This is a genomic window from Achromobacter sp. (assembly GCF_057314935.1).
The window spans coordinates 23,572-29,505 of sequence record NZ_DBHKZA010000053.1; the positions used below are offsets into that span (position 1 = coordinate 23,572).

Genomic DNA, 5,934 nt, shown 5'->3' on the forward strand with positions numbered 1-5,934 from the left:
GGACGTCCGGCTCAGGGCCGTCCGTCCGGCGCCCCCCGCGCGGCGTTGCTGGGCAAGTAATCCCCAGCAGGTAATATCACCGGCACTCCCACTTCCTGCGATCCAAGGACCCGCGCCATCATGCCCTTATCCACCTGGTTGACGTTCTTCCTGGCCTCCTGGGCCATTTCGTTCTCACCCGGAGCGGGCGCGATCTCGGCGATGTCCTCGGGATTGAAGTACGGTTTTGCACGCGGCTACTGGAACACGGCCGGCCTCATCATGGGCATCCTGTTCCAGTTCGTCGTCGTGGCCGTGGGATTGGGCGCGGTGCTGGCCACGTCCGAAATGGCCTTCAATGTGGTCAAGTACTTGGGCGTGGCCTACCTGATCTACCTGGGCGTTCGCCAGATCCGCACCGATGCCGCGCCCGTCGCGGTCGATGCGGGCGACCCCAAGCAGGCGTCGATCCGCGAACTCGTCATGCGCGGGTTCCTGATCAACACCATGAACCCCAAGGGCACGGTGTTCCTGCTGGCCGTGGTGCCGCAGTTCGTGGACCCGGCGCTCGCGCTGACGCCGCAGTATGCGGCGCTGGCCGGCACGCTGGCCTTCACCGACCTGGTCGCCATGGGCGTGTACACGCTGCTGGCGGCGCGCGTGCTGCGCATGCTGCGCGACGCCAAGCACATCCGCTGGATGAACCGCACCTTCGGGTCGCTGTTCATCCTGGCTGGCGTATTCCTGGCGTCGTTCCGCCGCCATTCCTGAATCTTCATGCGCGGGGCACGCGTCGGCGACGGCGCGTGCCCCGCGCTTTTCATGCAAGCAGCCGGACCGCGCCGGCCTAACAAGCGGCGTTAAGTACAATCCTCCGACCATGAATATCCCTCAAGAAGTTGCGCGGCGCCGAACGTTCGCGATCATTTCCCACCCTGACGCTGGCAAGACCACGCTGACCGAAAAGCTGTTGCTGTTCGCAGGCGCGATCCAGATCGCCGGCAGCGTCAAGGCGCGCAAAGCGTCCCGCCACGCCTCGTCCGACTGGATGGAAATCGAAAAGCAACGCGGCATTTCCGTGGCGTCCTCGGTGATGCAGATGGAATACCGCGACTGCGTCATCAACCTGCTCGACACCCCGGGCCACCAGGACTTCTCCGAAGACACCTACCGGGTGCTGACGGCGGTGGATGCCGCGCTGATGGTGATCGATGCCGCCAACGGCGTCGAACCGCAGACGATCCGCCTGCTGCAGGTCTGCCGCGCGCGCAACACGCCCATCATCACGTTCATCAACAAGATGGACCGCGAGGTGCGCGAGCCGCTGGAACTGCTGTCGGAAATCGAAGGCCACCTGGGCATGGACGCCGTGCCGTTCTCGTGGCCGGTCGGCATGGGCAAGGCGTTCGGCGGCGTGTTCGACATCCGCCGCGACCGCATGCGCGTCTTCCGCCCGGGCCAGGAACGCCGTTCCGACAACGATGACGTCATCGAAGGCCTGACCAACCCCGAAATCGCCCGCCGTTACGGCTCGGCATTCGATCAGGCCAGCGGCGAGATCGAGCTCATCAACGAAGCCGCCCCCGCGTTCGATCGCGAGCAATTCCTGGCCGGCAAGCAGACCCCCGTGTTCTTTGGCTCGGCGATCAACAACTTCGGCGTGCAGGAAGTGCTGGACGCGCTGGTCGACCATGCGCCGCCCCCGGGCCCGCGCATGGCGTTGCAACGCGAAGTGCTGCCCGAAGAGCCCAAGTTCACCGGCGTGGTGTTCAAGGTGCAGGCCAACATGGACCCGGCGCACCGCGACCGCGTGGCCTTCGTGCGCGTCAGCTCGGGCCGCTTCGAACGCGGCATGCGCCTGAAGGTCGCCCGCACCAACAAGGAAATGCGCCCCAACAACGTGGTGTCTTTCCTGTCGCAGCGGCGCGAGCTGCTGGACGAGGCCTATGCCGGCGACGTGATCGGTATTCCCAACCACGGCGTGCTGCAATTGGGCGACGTGCTGACCGAAGGCGAAACCCTGCAGTTCACGGGCCTGCCGTTCTTCGCGCCTGAGCTCTTCCAGGCAGTGGAAGTCAAGGATCCGCTGCGCACCAAGCAACTGCGCACCGGCCTGACGCAACTGGGTGAAGAGGGCGCCATTCAGGTGTTCCGCCCCGAGGCCGCCGGCGGCTCGCTGCTGCTGGGCGCGATCGGCCAGCTGCAGTTCGAAGTGGTCGCCCACCGCCTGAAGACGGAGTACGGCGCAGACGCCCGGATGCTGCCTTCCCGCTACACAATGGCACGTTGGATTACGTCTGAAAACCCGAAAGCGCTGCGCAAGTTCATGGATGCCAATGCGGCCCATATCGCCTATGATGTGGTCGATGCGGCGGCGTTTTTGATCAGTTCCCCTGCGCAGTTGCGCGTAGCCGAGGACCTGTATCCCGAAGTGAAATTCCATGCGATGCGCGAGCACGGCGGCAAGGTATTCGGGGACAAGGCGTAGACCCGTTCGGGTTCCGCACGGCAGATGAGGGTAGCAATGTCTTGGCGTTTATTATTCGCAACGCTCCTGATCGCGCTTGGCGCGTCGGCCTGGGGCGGGATTCAATTGGGTGACTGGCTGGTGGCGCACGCGCCGCCCGCCGCACCGGCTCCTGGGCAGGACGCAGCGGCTTCGCAGCAGCCCGTCCTGGACGCCAACGGGCGGCCTTACGTGGCGCAGCCCCCGCAGCCCCGCATCGACGGCACCCTTGGCGTGCCGGACAAGCCCGCAGACCGGGAATGGCAGGTCAATACGGTGTCGCTGTTCGACACCGTCAGCGATCCCGCCGTGAAGCTTTCGCGTGAACGCATCACGCCGGAGCAGGCCCGAGAAATCGCGGCCGCCTCCGAAGTGCCGCTGCCTTCGGGCACGTCCGACGTCAGCACCCTGGACTTGCAGGTGCCCGGCACCTCCACCGCCATCAATGGCGGCCAGGCGCAGGCCGGCGGCTACGGCACGCCGCAAATGGTGCAGGCGCCTCCGCCCCCGCCCAATACGGCGCTCAGCCCCGGCGCGCCCGGCTGGCAAGACGCCTTGAAGCGCGAACTGGCGCAATGCGCCTCGCAAGGCTTCTTCGACCGCCCCTCGTGTTCCTGGGCCGCTCGCAACAAGTACTGTGCGCCGAACCGCGCCTGGGGCACGATGGCCGAATGCCCGGCCCGCCCACAGTGAGCGCGTTCCCGCCGCACCTCAGCTGAAAATGCCCTCACGCCCGCTCTTGCGGGCGTGCTGCTTTCAACGGACGTCATTGCCTTGAGGCGGCCCGGCGGCAAAAACAAAAATGGCGCCCCGAGGGGCGCCATTGCTTTGGCCGAAAAGTTTATTCGGGCACGGACATCTGGCTTTGCAGGTAGTTCTGGATGCCGACCTTGTCGATCAGATCGATCTGGGTTTCCAGATAGTCGATGTGCTCTTCGGTGTCGTCCAGGATGTCCTGGAACAGATCGCGCGAGACGTAGTCGCGCACCGATTCGCAATAGGCAATCGCTTCCACGACGGTGGCATGCGCGGCTTGCTCAAGCTTCAGGTCACAGGCCAGCAGCTCGGGCACGTCTTCACCGATCAACAGCTTGTGCAGGTCTTGCAGGTTGGGCAGGCCATCCAGCATGAAGATGCGCGCGATCAGGCGATCAGCGTGCTTCATTTCACCGATGGATTCTTCGTACTCGTGCTTGCCCAGCTTGTCGAAGCCCCAATGATTCAGCATGCGGGCATGCAGGAAATATTGGTTGATGGCCGTCAGTTCGTTGGTCAGTTGCTTGTTCAAGAACTGGATGACGGTTTTGTCGCCTTTCATAATGGACTCCTTGCAGTCAGGCGCGACGCAAATGCATCGCGACAAAGGAGCGCACGATGCCGCGCGTACGCAACCCCGGCAGACTACCATCAGCCGCAGGGCCGCGCCTAGCCTTGCGCTGCATTTGGTAAACCGCTTTAGAACCGCTACAAGAAAGCGACAAGCCAATGAGAATGAGTATGCGTACTTGATGCCTTGCAGGCGCAAAGCAAGTGTTATGCGCCCTGCACGCAAGCGATGGCGTGGAATCTGGCGCGATATCTCTGCGCAGCGTGTCCGCGCGGGCTGCAGTGGCAAGGAAAAACCGGCCTGGAATTCCGCCAAGCCGCGTCGTTGCATATCGGCAACCCGAAACGCGATTTTGGCTGCATGCGGATCAGGCGGCTTTGCGCGTGGTCAACCAGATGCCGAAGGCGATGGGAACGATGCCCAGCAAATCCAGCCACGACACCGGCTCGCGCAGGACCAGCCATCCGAACAGCAAACCCAGCGGCGGCATCAGGAAATGCAGCGCGCTGGCCGACGTGGCGCTGGCGCGGCCCAGGATCATGAACCACAGGTAGTAGCCGCCCATCGACACCGCCACGATCATGTAGGCCATGCTCCACGCAAGGCTGGCCGTCAGGCGCGCGTCGCCCAGGCTCTCGCTCATCAACGCGAACGGCAGCAGGGCCACGGCGCCGGCCAGCGACTGGATGCCCGTCGATGCCCACAGCCCCGCAGACGGCTTCAAGCGTTTGTAGAGCAGGGTACCCGCCACCAGCGCCACCAGGCCGCCCGTCACCAGCAAGGTGCCGTGCATGTCTTCCTGCATGCCGCTCAAGCGAGACCGCAGCACCAGGGCCACGCCGGCCAGCCCCAGGCACAGCCCCGCCAGCTTGCGCCAGGACAGGCGCTCGCCGAGCACCGGTCCGGCCAGCACGCCGATCAGCAGGGGATTCGTGCTGATCAGCACGGCGGTGAACGCGGACGATACCGTGGTCATTCCCGTCCAGCTCAGGCCGAGGTACAAGGCGTTGTTCAATACGCCCAGCAGGATCAGCGACGCCATGTCGCGGCCGCTGGGCCACTTGCCCTGGCGGCCGGCCGCGGCAATCCCCAGCATCAACGCCCCGGCGATCAGGAAGCGGATCGTCAGCAGCGTCAGCGGTGGACAATCCCGCACCGCGATCTTGGCGGCCGCGAAGGCGGAACTCCACAAGAAGCAGAAGGCGGCGATCGGCACCCAACTGATCCCCGGCGCGCCAGTGACGGTCGGGGTGGCGGAAACGGCAGGCGGGGTGGCCTTCATCGGGATTCCATGAGAGCAGGGCGCCACGCATGCCGCGTGGAGCAGGCATTCTGCGCGCCCCGCCCGTCAGGCGCAACCCGTCAACCGGCGCCAGGAAGAGCCAGGCGAATCAACAAAGCAGGGGGATGTTGCGGAAAGAAAACGACGCGGCCCGCTGCATGACGGCAGCGAGCCGGGAAAGACGGCCGATGCTTAGCCTGCGGCGACCAGCGGAATGGGGAAGCTGCTGTGGTTCGCAGCGGCGACCGATTCCACCAGCGTAGCGGGTGCATTGACCGGAACGGCGATGGAACGGACGTCGCACACGCTGGAGCAGCGGCCGCCTGGCAGGTATTCGGCGGCGGTTGCCGCACAGCAGCCGCAGCACGTGGCTACGCCCAGCTCGAATTGCAGGTCGGACAGCGTCGTCGCGCCCCCGTCCACGCTGGCGCGGACTTGGCGTTCGGTGATGGCATTACATACGCAAATGTACATGCGAATGATTATCGAAAATTATCAAGCGAATGACAAGCCCCTCGCGCCAATAAATTTGCAACGGACTTTTGTCGCGCAAGCCCTTGAAACAAAGGACGAATTCTTAAAGATTCGTCCCTTATTTCAACGCGCCGAGGCTTGCGCCTTGCGCAGCGTCGCGGGGGCTATCCGCAGCGCTTCGCGGTACTTTGCCACCGTCCGGCGGGCGATCACTATCCCCTGATCGGCCAGTTTTTGCATGATCTGGCTGTCGGACAGCGGTTTGGCCCGGTTCTCGTCCGCCACCATCTGACGGATGAAGGTCTGCACCGCCGTAGCCGACGTGGCGTCGCCGCCGTCGGTGGACACGCCAGCGCCGAAGAAGCG

7 protein-coding genes are annotated in these 5,934 nt (G+C 64.5%); 3 read left to right on the forward strand and 4 right to left on the reverse strand.

Annotation, left to right across the window (positions count from 1 at the left end; translation table 11 throughout):
- Positions 1-120 precede the first annotated feature (120 nt).
- The 3 genes from ACO6D5_RS19345 (at position 121) to ACO6D5_RS19355 (ending at position 3,178) form a co-directional block, all read left to right on the forward strand.
- Positions 121-750, forward strand: a complete 630-nt coding sequence (locus tag ACO6D5_RS19345) for a LysE family translocator (RefSeq protein ID WP_485826247.1) — start codon at positions 121-123, stop codon at positions 748-750.
- 109 nt (positions 751-859) lie between these two features.
- Positions 860-2,467, forward strand: coding sequence for a peptide chain release factor 3 (locus tag ACO6D5_RS19350; protein ID WP_485826248.1), 1,608 nt, complete (start codon positions 860-862; stop codon positions 2,465-2,467).
- A 24-nt stretch (positions 2,468-2,491) separates the two neighbouring features.
- Entirely contained in the window at positions 2,492-3,178 is a 687-nt protein-coding gene (locus ACO6D5_RS19355) for a hypothetical protein (RefSeq protein ID WP_211187813.1), read from the forward strand.
- Positions 3,179-3,326: 148 nt separating this feature from the next.
- Here the strand turns inward: ACO6D5_RS19355 and bfr are convergent, their stop codons facing one another.
- From bfr to ACO6D5_RS19375, 4 genes are all read right to left on the reverse strand, one after another.
- Positions 3,327-3,803 carry a bacterioferritin gene (bfr, locus tag ACO6D5_RS19360; RefSeq protein WP_006216785.1) on the reverse strand — a complete coding sequence of 159 codons (477 nt, stop codon included), beginning with the start codon at positions 3,801-3,803 and terminating at the stop codon, positions 3,327-3,329.
- A gap of 376 nt (positions 3,804-4,179) precedes the next feature.
- Complete coding sequence (locus ACO6D5_RS19365) at positions 4,180-5,094, reverse strand: DMT family transporter (RefSeq protein WP_485826249.1); 915 nt, start codon at positions 5,092-5,094, stop codon at positions 4,180-4,182.
- A gap of 192 nt (positions 5,095-5,286) precedes the next feature.
- A complete protein-coding gene (locus tag ACO6D5_RS19370; protein ID WP_485826250.1) occupies positions 5,287-5,568 on the reverse strand; it encodes a (2Fe-2S)-binding protein in 282 nt (93 codons plus the stop codon).
- A gap of 123 nt (positions 5,569-5,691) precedes the next feature.
- Positions 5,692-5,934: RNA polymerase factor sigma-54 (locus ACO6D5_RS19375; protein ID WP_485826251.1), on the reverse strand; the 243-nt coding region annotated here is incomplete at its 5' end.